The following is a 16,039-nucleotide window of genomic DNA, read 5'->3' on the forward strand; positions in this document are numbered from 1 at the left end:
GTCCGTCGGCACATCGAGCAGGGGGATCGCATGGAGCTACGGCAGCTGCGCTGCTTCGTCGCCGTCGCCGAGGAACTGCACTTCGGCCGGGCCGCCGAGAAGCTGATGCTCGGTCAGCCCGCCGTGAGCCAGCAGGTCCGGCGACTGGAACGGGAGTTGAAGGTCGAGCTGTTCGACCGGTCGCCCCGGTACGTCCGACTGACGTCGGCCGGTGAGCGCTTCCTGCCCGCCGCCAGGAACGTCCTGGCCGCCGAGGACGCCGCCCGCGCCCTGGCCGCCGACCTGGCCGTACCCGCCGTGCTCCGGCTCGGCACCGTCACCGCGCTCGGCGAGCGGCTCGACCTGATCCTGGACACCTACCGGCGACGGGCCCCGGGCGTGCGCGTCGAACTCCAGTCCGCCCCGGTGCGGGAGCGGCTCGCCCGGCTGACGGACGGCCGCCTCGACGCCGCCTTCGTGCGCGGTGCCATCGCCGGGAGCAGCGCCGAGCTGCGCTTCCTGCCCGTCTGGCAGGACGAGTTGGTGATCGCGCTGCCCGCCCGGCACGCCCTCGCCGAGCAGCCGGAGATCGACCTCGCGGATCTCGCCGCCCTGCCGCTGCGGCTGACCGAACGCGGCAACCACCCGGCGCTGGTGGACCTGGTGATGGACGCCTGCGCGCGGGCCGGCGTCCAGCCCGTCCTCGCCCCGGCCCACAGCAGCCTGCAGGACACCCTGGCCTCGATCGGCAGCGGAACCCCGATGTGGACGGTGGTGTACGCCGCCAACGCCCGGATGGTGAACGCCCACCGGATCGCCTTCCGCCCCTGCCGCACCCCGCTGGCCCTGCCGACCTCGATCGCCGTACGGCGCTCCGCCCCGCTCCCCGGGCTGCTCCTGGAAGCCTGCCGTCAGACGGCCCCCACCTGGAACGATCAGGGTTCGTGATCGCTGCCAGAGCGATTCGGGTCTGGGTGCGGGCGGCCGGATCGGGTGGACTGGTCTCAGCCGGAAAACCCGGCAGGAAAGCCCACCAGGACCACCCGGTCAGGAGCCGAAGATGCCGATCGTCACCATTCAGCAGGGCCCGCGCGAGGTCGAGCAGAAGCGCGAGCTGGTCAAGAGGATCACCGAGGCCTTCGTGGAGACGCTGGAGGTCCCCGCCGAGAGCGTGTTCGTGTTCGTCCAGGAGTACCAGGCGGAGAACTGGGGTGCGGCCGGCAAGCTCATCGCGGACCGGTAGCCGGCCGACCTGTCGAGATGCCCACCCGGCGGCGCGGAAATACGCTGAAAAAAGAGCCCTGCGTAAAGCCGACAGACGTTGGGTGGGCATCATGACCGAGACATCACGCAGGAACACCAAGAGCAACGACAGCACGCGCCGTCGGATCGCGAGACCCCTGGCGGCTGCCGCGATCGCCGTGGGACTGGGCGCGGTCGGCGTCTGTCCGGCGGTCGCGCAACCGCAGGGGGTCGCCGCGTCGGCGGTGTCGCAGACCGTCCTGACGGCCGTGCCCAAGGCCCCGGCCGCAGCGCAGCAGGTCGCCATCAAGAACTTCGCGTTCTCTCCCGGCACCATCACGGTCAGCAAGGGCACCACCGTCACCTGGACCAACAACGACACCGACGCGCACACGGTGACCAGCAGCGGTTCCAGCCCGCTCAACTCCGGGACGCTGGCCAAAGGCGCCTCGTACAGCTACACCTTCAACACGCCCGGAACATTCGCGTACATCTGCTCGATCCACCCCTTCATGCACGGCACGGTCGTGGTGCAGTAGACCGTGACGGGGGAGGCCCGCCGGCCGGCGCACGGCCGCGGTCCGGCGGTCGGCCGACGTTCGCCCCGCTGCCGCTGAGGAGTGGCCCGGGTGATCGAAGTTGTCTGGTCAAGTTCGACCGGCGTTCGTCCGGGCGGTCTTCCACCGGACAGCATCAACCGGATACCTATGTCCCGCTCGTGGCGTATGCCATGGCACCCACCCTCACCAACGGGACGAGGTACCCCCATGCGACTGCGGTGGAGCCCCCTCAGCGGGCTGCTCGCCTCCCTTCCGCTCATCGGCGCGCTGGTCGTCGCCGCCCCCGCCCCCGCCCAGGCGGCGGGGAGCAGCGGCAACCTGATCGTCAACGGAGACGCGGAGGCCGGCGGCTTCTGCACCGGCGACTGGAGCGCAGCCACCACCGTCCCCGGCTGGACGACGCAGGCCGGCGGCATCAACGTCATGTGCCACTCGGCGGGCTCCTTCGGCCTGCCGAGCGACGGGCGGACCCCCGGCAAGGCCTTCTTCGGGCCGGGGAACTTCGGTGACGGCGCGATGTCGCAGAACGTCGACGTCTCCTCGGCGGCCACGGCGATCGACGGCGGCGCGGTGCACTACAACCTCGCCGGCTGGCTGGGGGGTTGGACCACCTACGGCGGCTACGTCGCCGTCAGCCTGCACTTCCAGGACGCGAACGGGCGCCCGGTCGGGGGGACGGCCAAGCTGCCGACCGTCTCCGCGACCGACCGGGGCCTGAGCACCGGGTTCCTCTCCCGCAGCACCACCGGAACCGTCCCGGCCGGGACGCGGTCGATCCAGGTCGAGGTGCAGTTCCTGTCCACCTCGCACGAGACCGGCTACCTCGACAACCTCTCGCTCACGCTCGACACCCCGGTCGCCGCACCCGCGCCGCCGACCCCGCCCGCCTCGCAAGTGCCGGGCTACGACCACGTGTTCATGGTCATGATGGAGAACACCGACTACTCCCAGATCATGAACGACCCGGCGGACACGCCGTACATCCACGGCCTGATGTCCCAGGGCGCCACCCTCACCGACGCCCGGGCCGTCTACCACCCCAGCGACGAGAACTACCTCGCCATCGCCGGCGGCGACACCTACACCAAGGGCGCGACCTACTGGCCCGACATCAACTCCCCCCAGCGCAACCTGGGTGACACGATCGAGGAGGCCGGCAAGACCTGGAAGGCCTACGAGCAGGGTATGGGCACCCCCTGCAACACCACGAAGACGTACGACGGCTACTACATGCCCGACGACGCGCCGTTCATCAACTACACCGACATCAGCGGCAATCCGGCCCGCTGCGCGGCGCACCTGTTCGACACCTCGCAGCTGACCACCGACCTGCGGTCGGCGGCCACCACGCCGAACTTCTCCTGGATCGCCGCCGACGACTACTACGACGGCGAGGCCTCCGGCAACGGCAGCGCCGCCAGCCTGAAGGTGCAGGACGGCTGGCTGAAGCAGACCCTGGCCCCGGTGCTGTCCTCCCCGGCGTGGACCCAGGAGCGCTCGCTGCTGATCCTGACCTGGGACGAGAGCCAGAACGAGGGCTACAACCATGTCGCCAGTGTCGTCGTCGGCTCGCAGGGCACCGTCCCGGCCGGGACCAGCAGCCCGCTGCACTACGACCACTACGGGATCGGCCGCACCATCGAATCGGCGCTCGGCCTGCCGGGGCTGACCGCCAACGACACCTACGCCACCCCGCTGAACGCCGCCTTCGCACCGTCCACGGCGACCGGGCCGACGCTGACCGGTGACCTGAACGCGGTCGCGAACGGCGGCAACGTCACTCTCCGCTACTCCGTGCCGAACGCCTTCCAGGCCGGGGCGAAGAACTGGGTCGGCATCTACCCGGCGGGCGTCACCCCGGGTTCCCAGTCCTCGTCGGCCTGGGCCTACACGCCGAACCAGAGCGGCGCGGTGACCTTCTCCACCGGCAAGTTGAACGGTGCGGGCCGGTACGACGCGTACTACCTCGCCAACGACGGCTACACGGTGCTCTCCGGGCCGTTCCCGCTGACCGTCGGCTGACGCCTCCTTGTCGACGCCCGAACCCGGCGAGCGGCCGGTGACGAGCCGCTCGCCGGGTGCGGCGCGCCCCCCCTGGGTTTTCCCGCTTCCCCGGGATCTCCCGGCCCCTGGCGGGAGTCCGTTTCCGGAGCTCGCGCGGTGGCCGGATGATGTTCGGGGTTTTGACATTCCACTTAAAGTCATACAGTCTTCTCGGCATGTCTGACCGTCACCCGATCGAGTGCGCCGCCATTGAGCTGGCGCTGATCGGCGTGGCCGCGCACTGCGTTTCCGACAATCTCTGTCGCTGAATCCGCCTGTCCCGAAGCGTTGCGGTGATCGCCGCCTCGGGGCGCCGCCCCTTCCTGCGGGCGCAGTGCCGCTCACCCATCCCCAGGCCTCACTGTCGCCCGCCTTCCTCCGCACACCATCGGTAGCGAAAGGCCCTCTTTCCGATGTCTCGAAGCACCTTCACCCCCCGCCGCCTCGCCGCGGCGACCGTCACCGTCGCGCTGGTCGTCGGAGTGGCGGCGTGCGGACCGAAGGCCGACGGCGGTGGAAGCGGCAGCAAGGACGCCGCGCCGCAGCAGGGCGGCACCCTCACCGTCCTCAACCAGAACCCGCAGGACCAGTTCGACCCCGCACGGCTCTACACCTCCGGCGGCGGCAACGTGCCCTCCCTGGTCTTCCGCACCCTCACCACCCGCAACCGGGTCGACGGCGCGGCCGGCACCAAGGTCGTCCCGGACCTCGCCACCGACACCGGCACCCCGTCGGAGGGCGCGACGGTGTGGACGTACCACCTCAAGGACGGCCTCAAGTACGAGGACGGCTCGCCGATCACCACCGCCGACGTCAAGTACGGCATCGAGAGGTCATTCGCCCCCGAACTCTCCGGTGGCGCACCGTTCCTGAGGGACTGGCTGGTCGGGGCCGCGGACTACCAGGGTCCGTACAAGGACGACCGCGGCCTGGCCGCCATCGAGACCCCGGACGAGAAGACCATCGTCTTCCACCTCAACAAGCCCGAGGGCGACTTCCCGTACCTGGCCACGCAGACGCAGTTCGCACCCGTCCCGAAGGCCAAGGACACCGGCACGAAGTACCAGGACCACCCCGTCTCCTCCGGCCCCTACCAGGTCGTCAAGAACGAGAACGACGGCGCGCACCTCGTCCTCAAGCGCAACCCCAACTGGTCCTCGGCGACGGACGACCAGCGCAAGGCGTACCCGGACACCATCGACGTGCAGTCCGGGCTCGACCCGGCGGTGATCAACCAGCGGCTCTCCGCCAGCACCGGCCCCGACGCGGCCGCCGTCACCACCGACACCAACCTCGGCCCCTCCGAACTCGCCCAGGTGAAGGACGACAAGGCCCTCGCCTCCCGCGTCGGCACCGGCCACTTCGGCTACGTCAACTACCTGGCGTTCAACACCAAGGTCAAGCCCTTCGACGACCCCAAGGTCCGGCAGGCCATCGCCTACGCGATCAACCGCACCTCGGTCGTCAACGCGGCCGGCGGCTCCTCGCTCGCCGAGGCCGCCACCACCTACCTGCCCAACCAGGAGGCCTTCGGCTACACGCCGTACGACCCGTTCCCGGCCGGCGCCACCGGCAACCCGGAGAAGGCCAAGGAGCTGCTGAAGGAGGCCGGTTACCCGGACGGCCTGACCATCACGCTCACCCACTCCTCCGAAACGGGCAAGGGCTACGGCCCGAACCTGGCCACCGCCGTCCAGGACGGCCTGAAGGCGGCCGGGATCACCGTCCAGCTCGACGTCCTGGACGGCACCAAGTACTCCAAGACGATCCACACCGTCGGCACCGAGCCCGGCCTCTTCCTCGCCGGCTGGGGCGCCGACTGGCCGTCCGGCGGCCCGTTCCTCGCGCCGATCTTCGACGGCCGGCAGATCGTCACCGACGGCTACAACTTCAACTCCGCCCAGCTGAACGACCCGTCGGTGAACGACGAGATCGACCAGATCAACAAGATCACCGACCACGCCGAGGCCGCCAAGCGCTGGGGCGCCCTGGACAAGCGGATCGGCGAGCAGGCCCTCACCATCCCGCTCTTCCACCCCGTCTACAAGCGGCTGTCCGGCAAGGACGTCCGCAACATCGTCATCAGCGACTGGACCGGCGTGCTCGACATCTCCCAGGTCGCGGTCAAGTAGCGGACGGGATCGGACGGATCGGTCAGACAACCATGGCTCCACAGGAACCCAGAGCCGGGGAGGCCCCCGCGGCCTCCCCGGCCGCCGGGGGACGGCAGGTGTGGCGGCGGCTGCTCGCGCGGCGCACCGTCCTCGCCGCCGGACTCGTCATCGTCCTGCTCGCCCTGATCGCGGCGGCGGCACCGCTGCTGAGCGCGATCGAAGGCCAGGACCCCACCAGTTTCCACAACGACCTGCTCGACTCGGCGGCCGGCGGGGTGCCCACCGGCTCCTTCGGCGGCGTCAGCGCCGAGCACTGGCTCGGCGTCGAACCGGGCACCGGGCGCGACGTGTTCGCCCGGCTCGTCCACGGCGCCCGGATCTCGCTGCTCGTCGCCGTCGGCGCCACCCTCGTGCAGGTCACGATCGGCGTCCTGCTCGGCCTCGCCGCGGGCCTCGGCAGCCGGCTGCTCGACCAGCTGATCGGCAACACCACCGAGGTGATGCTCGCGCTGCCCTCGCTGGTCTTCGCCATCTCGCTGATGGCCATCGTGCCCTCCGACTTCCCCCGCCCGCTCCTGCTGACCCTGGTCATCGGGCTGCTGGGCTGGGGCGGCACCTCACGGCTGGTCCGGGCCCAGACGCTCAGCCTCAAGCAGCTCGACTACGTGGCCGCGGCCCGGCTCGCCGGCGCCGGCCGCTGGCGGATCGCCCGCCGGGAACTGCTGCCGTCCCTGGCCGCGCCGGTCATCACCTACGCGGCGGTGCTGCTGCCGTCCAACGTGATCGGCGAGGCCGGGCTGTCCTTCCTCGGCGTGGGCGTCAAGCCGCCGACCTCGTCGTGGGGCCAGATGCTCTCCGGCGCGACCACGTGGTTCCGCGCGGACCCGATGTACGTGCTGCTCCCGTCCGCGCTGCTGTTCGCCACCGTGCTCGCCTTCACCGTGCTCGGCGACGCCGTCCGCACCGAGCTCGACCCCCGCGCGGCCTCCCGGCTGCGGGTCGGGACGGCGCGCGGCGCCGACGGTCCGACGGCGGACGGCTCCGGCGGCCCGACGCCGACCGGGCCCGGCCCGTCGAACGCCGCCGAGGAGGCCACCGCATGACCCGCTTCCTGCTCCGCAAGGCCGTCGGCATGCTCGGCGTCCTGCTCGTCCTCTCCCTGGTCGTCTACGCGGTCTTCTACATCGCCCCCGGCGACCCCGCCCAGCTGGCCTGCGGCGAGAAGTGCAGCCCCGCCCAGGTCGCCCAGGTGCGCGAACGGCTGGGCCTCGACGCGCCGGTCTACCTGCAGTACGCCCACTTCCTCCAGGGTCTCGTCGCCGGCCGCGACTTCAGCGCCGGGACGGGCCTGCTGCACTGCCAGGCCCCCTGCCTGGGCATCTCCTACCGCAGCGGCGAGCAGGTCACCGACATGATCGCCGCCCGCCTCCCGGTGACGGCCTCGCTGGCGCTCGGCGCCATGGTGGTCTGGCTGATCCTCGGGGTCGGCACCGGGCTGCTCTCCGCGCTGCGCCGGGGTCGGCTCAGCGAGCGCCTGCTGACCGCACTGACGCTGGCCGGCAACTCCGTCCCGGTGTTCGTCATCGGCCTGGTGCTGCTCATCGTCTTCTGCGCCCAGCTCCAGTGGCTGCCCTTCCCGACCTACGTGCCGCTCACCGAGGACCCGCAGCAGTGGTTCTGGGGCCTGCTGCTGCCCTGGATCTCGCTCGCGCTCATCGAGTCCGCCAAGTACGCCCGGCTGACCCGCTCGTCCATGCTGGAGACCCTCGCCGACGACCACATCCGGACCTTCCGGGCGTACGGCGTCAGCGAACGGCACCTGGTGACCAGGCACGCGCTGCGCGGCGCGCTCACCCCGGTGATCGCGCTCACCGCCATGGACCTCGGGGCGTTGTTCGGGTCCGCCGTGCTGACCGAGTCGCTCTTCGGCCTCCCGGGGCTCGGCAAGCTGCTGGTCAGCTCGGTCAGCCTGATCGACCTGCCGACCGTCGTGGGCCTCACCCTCGTCACCGGGTTCTTCGTGGTCCTCGCCAACGTCATCGCGGACGTGCTCTACGCGGTGTCCGACCGAAGGGTGGTCCTGACGTGAGCGCCGAACCCCTGAACGCCGGACCTCTCGTCGAGGTCCGGGACCTGGTCGTCGACTTCCCGGTCGGCGACGGCCACGTACGCGCCGTCGACGGGGTGGGCTTCACCCTGGAGGCCGGGCAGGCGCTCGGCATCGTCGGCGAGTCCGGCTCCGGCAAGAGCACCGTCGCCTACGGACTGCTCGGCCTGCACCGCGGGACCGGCGCCCGCATCGGCGGCTCGGTCCGGGTCGCCGGCGTCGACGCCGTCACCGCCGAGGGTGACGAACTCCGGCGCCTGCGTGGCGGGTTGGCCGCCATGGTGTTCCAGGACCCGCTCTCCGCCCTCGACCCGTACTACGCGGTGGGGGACCAGATCGCCGAGGTCGTGCGGGTCCACCGCGACGTCTCCCGGAAGGAGGCCAGGGCCCGGGCCGTCGAGGTGCTCGACCGCGTCGGCATCGCCGACGCGGCGCGGCGCTCGCGGTCGCGTCCGCACGAGTTCAGCGGCGGCATGCGCCAGCGGGTGCTGATCGCGATGGCCCTGGCCTGCGAGCCGCGGCTGCTGGTCGCCGACGAGCCGACGACCGCGCTGGACGTCACCGTCCAGGCCCAGATCCTCGACCTGCTGCACGAGCTGCGCGCCGAGACCGGGGCCGGGCTGGTCCTGGTCACCCACGACCTGGGCGTGGTCGCCGGGAGCGTCGACCGGGTGCTGGTGATGAAGGACGGCCGGGCGGTGGAACACGGCCCGGTCACCGAGGTGCTGGGCACCCCGCGCGAGCCGTACACCCGCGCGCTGCTGTCGGCGGTGCCCCGGGTCGACGCCCCGGAGGCTCCGGGCGCCACCGCCGTGTCCGCCGGGGGCGACGTCCTGCTCGAAGCCACCGACCTGCGCCGGGAGTTCGCCACCCGCGGCCTCGCCCGGCGCACCGCCCCCGTGACCGCCGTGGACGGCGTCTCGCTCACCGTGCGGGCCGGCGAGACGCTGGGCATCGTCGGCGAGTCCGGCTCCGGAAAGACCACGCTCGGGCGGATGCTCGTCCGGCTGCTGGAGCCGACCGGTGGCCGGCTCCACTACCGCGGCCGGGACATCGGCGCGCTGGGGGAGAAGGAACTGCGCCCGCTCCGCCGGGAGTTGCAGATGGTCTTCCAGGACCCGGTGTCCTCGCTCAACCCGCGCCGCACCATCGGGGAGTCCGTCGCCGACCCGCTGCGCATCGCCGGTGAGACCGACGAGCGCCGCATCCGCACCCGGGTCGGCGACCTCCTCGAACGCGTGGGCCTCGACGCCGACTGGTACCACCGCTACCCGCACGAGTTCTCCGGCGGGCAGCGGCAGCGGGTCGGCATCGCCCGGGCGCTCGCACCCGAGCCGCGGCTGATCGTCTGCGACGAGCCGGTCTCCGCGCTGGACGTCACCACGCAGGCCCAGGTGGTCGAGCTGCTGGGCGAGTTGCAGCGCGACCTCGGTCTCGCGCTGGTCTTCATCGCCCACGACCTCGCCGTGGTCCGCCAGGTGAGCGACCGGGTCGCGGTGATGCGCGCCGGGCGGATCGTGGAGCAGGGCGACGCCGACACGGTCTACGACTCCCCCCAGCACGCCTACACCAAGGGCCTGCTGGCCGCCGTACCGGTGCTGGACCCGGCCGAGGCGACCGCCCGGCGCCACGCCAGGCTGGCCTCCGCCACGGCCTGACCGCCCCCCGGCTCCCGGATCGGCCCGCACCCGGCGGAGTGCGGGCCGGCCCGGGCTCGATCCGGGCGGCCGACGTACGCCGGAGCCGCTCCTCGTCACGAGCCCGGCGTCACAGGTCACTGCACCTGGGTCTCCGACCCGGTCGGTGCCGGCTCCCCGGCCCGCTGCCGTCGCCTCCGCTGTGCGGCGTGGACGATGTCCGTTCCCATGTGCTCCAGGAAGACCGAGGCCTCGGCCATCCTCGCTCCGGCCGGTGTGGCCGTGCCGAGCAGGTCCGCGCCGCTGCGCGCGAACTCGGCCAGCAGCGTGTTGCGTTGGGCACCCGCGAGCAGCGCCCGGTACCAGATGTCGTCGTCGACGACGTACCGCTCGCGGTGAGCGCTGTCGTCCCGTTCGCGCCGCACCAGCTCCTGGCCTTCGAGGTAGCCGATCGCCTTCGAGACCGACGCCGGACTCACCCCGAGCCGCTGCACCAACTCGGCGGCGGTCAGGCTGCCGCAGTCGGTGACGTAGAGACAGGCGAGGACCCGGCCCACCATGCGCGGCATGCCGAGGCGCGCCAGCAGCTCGGCGAGCTGCGTCGCGTACTCCTCCACGGCGGCCGGATCGCGTCCGTCGCCCGTGGTCGCGCTGCCCTCCGGGACCCGGGGCTGCGCGGTCCTGCTCCGTCGGGAGCGCCGTACGGTGGCGCGTTGCGCGTTGTCCGCCCGGTAGCCGGACGGTCCGCCGTTGCGGGCGATCTCGCGGGTGACCGTGGAGGCGGGGCGCGCGAGCCGCCGGGCGATCTCCCCGTAGCCCAACCCCGCGGTGAGCCCGGCGGCGATCAGGCGGCGCTCTTCCTGGGTCAGCCTGGCGCCTGGCACGGGCGCTCCTCTCGTCGCTGCCGAGTATGCGCCTGCCCCTGATCCCATTGCAACAGTCGAGCGCCAGGTTCATTGCATTAGTCGGCAGAGCCATTGCAAGGATTCATCGGCTTCTACCTGGTCGTATAACTCCCCTTGGCGGGCAGGGCATTGATGGATCGGCGAACGCGGGCCTAGCCTTTTCCTCGAAAGCGAAACCAGCCGCGATCAGGGGGAGACCATCATGAAGACCACCGTCCGCACCACGCTCACCGCCGCGCTTGTCGGCACCCTGCTGGCGGCTGCTCCGGTAGCCTCCGCCGACGGGGGCCCGCGGGAGGGCGTCCAGTCCGTGCTCGACCGCGCGGTGTCCGAGGCCGGTCTGCCGGGGGCGCGGGCCGAGGTGCGCAACGGCGATTCGACCTGGTTCGGGACGGCCGGCACCGCCGACGTGAACACCGGCCGCGCGATCGCGCCGAAGGACCGGTTCCGGATCGGCAGCACCACCAAGACCTTCGTCGCCACCGTCGTCCTCCAGCTGGCGGCCGAGCAGCGGCTGAGCCTGGACGACAGCGTCGAGCACTGGCTCCCCGGCCTGGTCGACGGCTACGGCTACGACGGCTCCCGGATCACCGTCCGCCAGCTGCTGAACCACACCAGCGGCGTGTTCAACTACGCCGAAGCCCCGCAGCTGGCGGACGAGTTCGTCGGCCCGCCGTTCCTGCGGCACCGGTTCGACGACCTCACGCCGCGCCAGCTCGTCGAGGCCGCCGTCGTCAACGGGCCGAAGTTCGCCCCGGGGACCGGCTGGGCCTACTCCGACACCAACTACGCGCTCGCCGGGATGATCGTGGAGAAGGCCGCCGGCCGCAGCCTGGCACAGGAGATCGCCGAACGGATCACCAGGCCGCTCCACCTCAAGAGCACCTACGAGCCGACCGCCGGCGACATGCGCATCCACGGCCCGCACGGCCGCCACTACTCCAAGCTGATGGTGCCGGGCGACGACGCCCCCGTCTACGACGTGACCGACCTCAACCCCTCCTGGGGGTACGCCTCCGGCGACATGATCTCCACCACCGGCGACCTCAACACCTTCTTCCGCGCGCTGCTCGAAGGGCGGATGCTGCCGCCCGCCCAGCAGCGCGAGATGTTCACCGTGCTGGACCCGCAGGGCCACTGGATCCCGGACACCCGGTACGGCCTGGGCGTCGCCTCGCTGAAGCTGTCCTGCGGCACGGTGTGGGGCATGGGCGGCGCGATCAACGGATCCTGGTCCTACACCTTCGGGACGCGCGACGGCCGCCACCTGCTCTCCACCGAGGTGAACGGCGACTGGGCCAAGGGTGGTTGGGGTTCGCCGATCGGGATCTTCACCGCCGAACTGGAGGCGGAGTTCTGCCCGGCCGCCCCGGCCGCCACCTCCTGAGAGGGCTGCGGACCAGGGCGCCCGTGGCCGAGGCGGTGGCCGCCCGGAGGACTGTGCCGACAAGAGGAAGCCCCGGTGTGCGGAACGTCGCACGCCGGGGCCGCCTCCTGGTTCCGGGGCTACGTGCACTTCTCGTCGATCTTGTACTGGAGCGCCCTCGGGTAGTCGTGCCGGCTGAGCCGGACGCGGGCCAGGATCGGCGCGTGGTTGACGTCGTTGCCGGGGTCGGCGATGTCCAGCAGGAGTGAGTCGAGCTCGGCGTGGGTGGTGAGCTCGTACCCGTGCATCCGGTCCTTGTCCGTGCCGAACACCTCGGCCAGCTTCTCGTACCGCCACGGGTGCAGCACGTTGTAGAAGTCGGCCCCGTCGGACGGCTTCTCCTTGTAGTAGCAGGGGCTGACCAGCATCTGCTCGATGCCGTAGAAGCCCTCGTTGTCCAGGACGAAGACCACCGGCCGCAGGTGGTGGCGCACCTGGGTGGACAGTTCCTGGCAGATCTCCTGGAACGAGCCGTCCCCGACGAACACCAGCGGCCGCTTCATCGGCTGCTGCCGGCCCAGCGCCACGCCGGTGGCCGCGCCGACCGAGTAGCCGATGGACAGCCAGCTGTTCTGCGCCAGGAAGCCGGCCCGCTCGGTGATCCGCAGGTTCATCGAGCCGAGCAGCGCGAACGCGGCGTCCGAGACCACCGTGAACGGCGAGGGGGCCTCCGGGTCCCCGCCGGTGGCCTGGTGCTCCAGGAAGAAGTTGACGTGCTCGAAGAAGCTGTCGTAGGTCAGCTCCTCCGGGTACCGGTCGGTGCTCAGTGAGTCCAGGAAGTCGGCCGTGCTGGCCGGGACGTCCAGGCCCGCCGCGTGCGCCAGCGCGAAGTGGTCGGCCGGGAAGGTCCGTCCCGCCAGGGCGTCGCGCAACGCCGGGACGAACCGGCCGAGTCGGATCTCGGGGAAGTACCTGGCGCCGACGCTGACGCCGTCGCGGGCGGCCACGATCCAGTCGTCGCCGATGGACTGCTCGCCGCCGAGGTTCTTGGAGGTGGACCAGGTGCCCAGGCCGATCCGGCACCCGGCGTTCTTGAAGGTCTTCCGGATCTCCGGCAGGCTCGCCTTGCCGTTGTAGACGCCGGCGAACAGCGGGTGCCGTTCGGAGACCACGGACTTCGCGCCGACCGTGGTGCAGAACTGCATCCTGGTGGTCTGCACGAACTCCAGCAGCTCGTCCTCCAGCCGCTGGCGGACGAGTTCCTCGCCGGCCCAGACGATCGGTGTCCCGAAGGTGTCGATCAGCTCCACCGCCGCCTCGACCGCCTTGGCCAGCATCTCCTCGTTGCGCTTGGTGAACGGCCGTTCGTGGGCGCGGAGTTCGCCCTGCGGGGGCTCGCACGGCGCGTGCCAGAGGTCCTCCATCACCTCCAGGTAGACGGGCTTGCGCTCGGTCAGGCACGCGGTGATCGCGCTGTCGATCTGGGAGGGCGCGAGCCCCGGGTTGGAGAGCACCTGCGCGTCCACCGTGACCTGCCGGTAGACGGCGAGGTTGCTCTCCCGGCGCGGGCTCATGTGCGAGGTGAGCAGGCCGACCGCCTGCTGGTTGAGCCACTGCTCGTACGAGGGCGCCGCGTTGATCGCGATCAGCGGCACGTCCTCGACGTACGCGCCGCCGACCGTGTTGAGCAGGCTGAACGCTCCCACCCCGTAGGTCACCGCGACGGCGCCGACGCCCTGTTCGGGCTTGTCCGGGTCGGCGTCGGCGGCCCGCACCCGGGCGTAGGCGTCCGCGGCGTAGCCGCCGCCCATCTCGGTCGGGGTGCCGATCCAGCGCACCCTGGTGGTGGCCTGCATGATCGTCAGGAACGGGCCGAGGAAGTCGCCCGGCACCCCGAACAGGTACCGGATGCCCAGCTGTTCCAGCCTGGTGGCCAGGTAGCGGGCCACCGTCCACTCGTCGTCGCGGCTCATCGGCTCAGCGCCTCCTGTCGGCTCTCCCGGCGCTCCCGCACCTCGGGCCGGATCTCCGGCTGCGCCCGGGGCGGCGGCGGTGGCGCCTCGTGGACGGCGATGGCCGCCCGGACGGCGGTCTCCACCGCGCCCTCGATCCAGGCGTGCTTGAGCGAGACGTGCTCGCCGGCGAAGTGCACCGGGCCCTCCGGCTTGACCACGTCGAGGTGGAAGCTGGTCATCTGGTGCGGGGTGTACACCGCCGCCTCGCCGAAGGCGTACGGGTCGCGCAGCCAGCTCTGGGTCTGTCCGTAGCCGGTGTAGAACACCTCGATCCGGCGGCCGTGCACCGACTGGAGGTTGCGCAGCGCGTAGACGTAGCGCTCGTCGTCCTCCATGGAGTCCCAGCGCACCGCGTCGTCCGACCAGCTGTAGCTGGCCAGCACCACGCCGCCGCCGTCGCTGTCCGGCACCGGGTGCGAGGGGTAGTACATGAAGCGGTTCGGGTTGTCGGTGGTCGAACCGCCGCCGAAGCAGTTGGTGGCGGGGCGTACGCTCGCCCGCAGCAGCGCGGTGTGCTGGTAGACGTCCCGCTGGGCCTGGCTGATCCGTCGCTCGTCCACGCTCCCGTGCGCGCCGAGCAGGACCTCCGGCAGGTTGCGCGGCGGCCGGTGGCCGTTGTGGGCGGCGGCCACGGCCGCCTCGGCGTCCTCCTCGCCGGCCCGCTGGTAGTAGTCGTACAGGTCGGGTGAGATGGAGTCGAGTTCGGCCTTCCAGTCCGCCTCGGTGAACTCCCACCAGCGGCGGGAGAACTCCAGCAGCACCTTGGTGGCCTGGTCGTAGTGGGTCTCGATGATCGCCCGGCGCTTCTTGTACGAGAACGGGGGCGTCACCTGGACGAACCGCAGGGCGGAGAAGGGGACGGTGACGATCGCGAAGTCGCCCTTCCAGACTTCGGGTTCGGCCTCGGGGTCCTCCTCGGGAACGGTGAGGACGGCGACCTGCGCCCCGTTCGGGCCGACGTTGAGGCCGCCCCCGCCGTCCCGGCGCGGGTCCCAGTACTCCATCCGGATCATCCGCTCGCCCATCCGCAGCTCATCCCGGAGCTCCTCGGCGAGCACGTGGGGCAGCTTCCAGCTGCCGCCCGCGATCTCCCAGTAGGTGGCGTTCGGGTTGATGTCGCTGCGGCCCAGGAAGGTGTGGAAGAAGGCCAGGTGCAGCCGGGAGGTCATGTTCTCGATCGTGCCGATCGCCTCGATGGCCTCGTCGCTGAAGCCCGCGTACTCGCGCAGGAAGCGGCCCATCGAGTAGCCGTCGAAGTCGCGGATCACCCGGGCCCAGCCGTCCAGCCACTCGGCGAACGGCTTGTTCTCCCGCTTGCCGTCCTTGATCACCGAGTAGTAGTCGCGGACCGGCTCCAGTGCCTGGTTGACCATGTCGGCGGCGGTGATCCGCGCCTCGTCGCCGGTGAGGTGGAAGCCCTCGTTGATGCAGCTCGGGTCGGCGGCGTACTCGCCGCGGCGGGCCTGGATCCGGTTCGCGCGGATCCAGGAGTTGAAGCGCTTGGCCGGTTCGCGGAAGTCCGGGCTGTCCGTGCCGTACTTCCAGACCTTGCCGGGTTCGAAGGACTCGTAGACCACCGGGGGGACGGGTGCGTCGGGGTTGCCGGTGTCCGGGTCGATGTCGACGTTGAAGAACAGCTGCCGGTTCAGGCCGAGGCTGTCGACCAGGGCCAGGGTGAGCGGGTGGAAGCTGGGCAGTCGCATCGCCCCGGCCTCGGCGTACTGCTCCGGGTCGTAGAACGGCCCGTCCTCCTCGTCGCCGGTGGTGCGGAAGGTCTTGATGCGCCCGCCCACCCGGCTGGCGTTGGCCTCCAGGATGGTGACGTTGTGTCCGGCGTCCTTGAGCAGCTTTCCGGCGACCAGGCCGGCGATGCCCGCGCCGACGATCAGCACGTCCTTGGGGTCGTCCGTCTCCGGGATGCCGTCCTTGATCAGGACGTCGAGGTAGCGCAGTTTCAGGTCCTTGTCGTCAGGGCCGACCAGTAGCAGTTCGCGCGCCAGCTGCCGGCAGGTCTGCCAGCGGGCGCGACCCGTGGCCGTGCCCTCGATGACGGGGTTCTCCATGGGTGTTT

General features: G+C 71.3%; 12 protein-coding genes. 9 read left to right on the forward strand and 3 right to left on the reverse strand.

Annotated features, from left to right (window positions below):
- Positions 1-30: 30 nt before the first annotated feature.
- From RZ50_RS27875 to RZ50_RS27910, 8 genes are all read left to right on the forward strand, one after another.
- Entirely contained in the window at positions 31-927 is an 897-nt protein-coding gene (locus tag RZ50_RS27875) for a LysR substrate-binding domain-containing protein (protein ID WP_196948438.1), read from the forward strand.
- Positions 928-1,039: 112 nt separating this feature from the next.
- Positions 1,040-1,222, forward strand: coding sequence for a 4-oxalocrotonate tautomerase DmpI (dmpI, locus tag RZ50_RS27880; RefSeq protein ID WP_196948437.1), 183 nt, complete (start codon positions 1,040-1,042; stop codon positions 1,220-1,222).
- 91 nt (positions 1,223-1,313) lie between these two features.
- Entirely contained in the window at positions 1,314-1,760 is a 447-nt protein-coding gene (locus RZ50_RS27885; RefSeq protein WP_196948436.1) for a cupredoxin family copper-binding protein, read from the forward strand.
- Positions 1,761-1,988: 228 nt separating this feature from the next.
- Complete coding sequence (locus RZ50_RS27890; RefSeq protein ID WP_196948435.1) at positions 1,989-3,803, forward strand: alkaline phosphatase family protein; 1,815 nt, start codon at positions 1,989-1,991, stop codon at positions 3,801-3,803.
- A gap of 434 nt (positions 3,804-4,237) precedes the next feature.
- Positions 4,238-5,956, forward strand: coding sequence for an ABC transporter substrate-binding protein (locus tag RZ50_RS27895; protein ID WP_196948434.1), 1,719 nt, complete (start codon positions 4,238-4,240; stop codon positions 5,954-5,956).
- A gap of 32 nt (positions 5,957-5,988) precedes the next feature.
- Entirely contained in the window at positions 5,989-7,041 is a 1,053-nt protein-coding gene (locus tag RZ50_RS27900; RefSeq protein ID WP_196948433.1) for an ABC transporter permease, read from the forward strand.
- A complete protein-coding gene (locus RZ50_RS27905; protein ID WP_196948432.1) occupies positions 7,038-8,027 on the forward strand; it encodes an ABC transporter permease in 990 nt (329 codons plus the stop codon). Before RZ50_RS27900 ends, RZ50_RS27905 begins: the two co-directional genes overlap by 4 nt.
- Positions 8,024-9,703 (forward strand): ABC transporter ATP-binding protein, encoded by a 1,680-nt coding sequence (locus tag RZ50_RS27910; RefSeq protein WP_308272385.1) that lies wholly within the window; start codon positions 8,024-8,026, stop codon positions 9,701-9,703. Before RZ50_RS27905 ends, RZ50_RS27910 begins: the two co-directional genes overlap by 4 nt.
- A gap of 116 nt (positions 9,704-9,819) precedes the next feature.
- Here RZ50_RS27910 and RZ50_RS27915 read toward each other — a convergent pair whose 3' ends face one another.
- A complete protein-coding gene (locus RZ50_RS27915) occupies positions 9,820-10,566 on the reverse strand; it encodes a GbsR/MarR family transcriptional regulator (protein WP_196948431.1) in 747 nt (248 codons plus the stop codon).
- Between the two features lie 223 nt (positions 10,567-10,789).
- Between RZ50_RS27915 and RZ50_RS27920 the strand changes: the two genes are divergently transcribed.
- Positions 10,790-11,974, forward strand: a complete 1,185-nt coding sequence (locus tag RZ50_RS27920; RefSeq protein WP_196948430.1) for a serine hydrolase — start codon at positions 10,790-10,792, stop codon at positions 11,972-11,974.
- Positions 11,975-12,093: 119 nt separating this feature from the next.
- On the opposite strand, the gene RZ50_RS27925 is transcribed toward RZ50_RS27920, so the two are convergent.
- Together RZ50_RS27925 and RZ50_RS27930 are read right to left on the reverse strand one after the other, a co-directional pair.
- A complete protein-coding gene (locus tag RZ50_RS27925) occupies positions 12,094-13,926 on the reverse strand; it encodes an alpha-keto acid decarboxylase family protein (protein WP_196948429.1) in 1,833 nt (610 codons plus the stop codon).
- A complete protein-coding gene (locus tag RZ50_RS27930; protein ID WP_196948428.1) occupies positions 13,923-16,031 on the reverse strand; it encodes an FAD-dependent oxidoreductase in 2,109 nt (702 codons plus the stop codon). The genes RZ50_RS27925 and RZ50_RS27930 overlap by 4 nt, the downstream gene beginning before the upstream one ends.
- Positions 16,032-16,039: the final 8 nt, after the last annotated feature.

Origin of the sequence: Kitasatospora sp. SUK 42 (assembly GCF_015776785.2) — a bacterium.
GTDB lineage: Bacteria > Actinomycetota > Actinomycetes > Streptomycetales > Streptomycetaceae > Kitasatospora.